Origin of the sequence: Gracilibacillus boraciitolerans JCM 21714 (assembly GCF_000521485.1) — a bacterium.
In the GTDB taxonomy this organism is placed as follows: domain Bacteria; phylum Bacillota; class Bacilli; order Bacillales; family Amphibacillaceae; genus Gracilibacillus; species Gracilibacillus boraciitolerans.
On record NZ_BAVS01000082.1, the window covers coordinates 1 to 1,051 of the forward strand.

Consider the following 1,051-nt stretch of genomic DNA (forward strand, 5'->3'; position numbering starts at 1 on the left):
TACACTCATCTCCACATATATTTTTCCGGAATGTGTTTTTTATATTCTACAAATACAGGAGTTCGCTGTTCTAGTTCATTACGATTGAGATAATCTACTAATTCCCAATATTTCACTTGAGATTGTTCATTAAAATCCTCCGTTACCCTTGTCATTACCATTGGAGTGATAGTAAAATAACTGCGAAAAAGCATTTTTTCTTTTATCTCTACTTTCAATGAATCTTCTTCTATAGGCAAAAAGATTTCTACTACCATTTCTTCCGCTGTTGGATCACTCAAAATAGAAAAAAACATGTCCCCCTGTAGGATGATAATTGTTTTTTCCAAAATAGTAGTGAAATCTTCTATGGCCATTTCTAAATCTTCCGGTTTAAAATGATAATACTTAGAAACCACATTACGATGAGCGATTTGATGCCCTAACATCATGTCAAATCGCCTCTATTTTGTACAGGTATGTATAGGTCAATAATTATATCTCCATAAACCTCTAATAGTACCATATAAAATGTATCATCTAGCTTAATATTACTTTCAGCCGCATAATCTTCTAGTTTTTCTTTGGCAGCATAGAAATCTATTTCCTGATCGGCTTGACGCATAACCAAAGCCTCTTCTACAAAAAAGTCTCTCACAAAGTGAAAATCGGTTTCGTTTTCTAAGCTTACTGCTCCATTTATCGGCATATAGTAAGTGAAATCTCCATACTTTTCCTCATTTTTAGTTGGGGATACTGAGAAAAATATAGGTCCATTCTGATAAATACCTTCTGTTATAATGAGGTCCTCTAATACATAAACTCCATCTTGCCATTGTTCTCTCAATTGAGTAGTTTCATGTACTAATAGATGATCAAATTGAATCGCTCTTTTTTCTATTTTCATTTATTCTCACTCCAATCTATCTGTAGTTCGATGTCTAAAATATGCTTCTAGTTTTTCTTCAGGTATCCTGTTACCTTTTTCGTCTCTTACTGGATTTAATCTACCATTTTTATCGAAATTAAAACTATCAAATCGAAACTTGCAATAAAGGATGACTAGTTGTTC

General features: G+C 32.8%; 2 protein-coding genes. Both read right to left on the reverse strand.

What is annotated here, in order from left to right:
- Nucleotides 1-5: 5 nt before the first annotated feature.
- The gene (locus JCM21714_RS17780) at nt 6-428 is read right to left on the reverse strand and encodes a DUF5085 family protein (protein ID WP_235183037.1); all 423 of its coding nucleotides are present in this window, start codon (nt 426-428) and stop codon (nt 6-8) included.
- Nucleotides 428-886 (reverse strand): hypothetical protein, encoded by a 459-nt coding sequence (locus tag JCM21714_RS17785; RefSeq protein ID WP_035726486.1) that lies wholly within the window; start codon nt 884-886, stop codon nt 428-430. The genes JCM21714_RS17780 and JCM21714_RS17785 overlap by 1 nt, the downstream gene beginning before the upstream one ends.
- Nucleotides 887-1,051 lie beyond the last annotated feature (165 nt).

Excerpts from the sequence above, each read along its gene's own strand:
- JCM21714_RS17780 (WP_235183037.1), bottom strand. The coding sequence starts at position 428 with ATGTTAGGGCATCAAATCGCTCATCGTAATGTGGTTTCTAAGTATTAT.
- JCM21714_RS17785 (WP_035726486.1), bottom strand. The coding sequence starts at position 886 with ATGAAAATAGAAAAAAGAGCGATTCAATTTGATCATCTATTAGTACAT.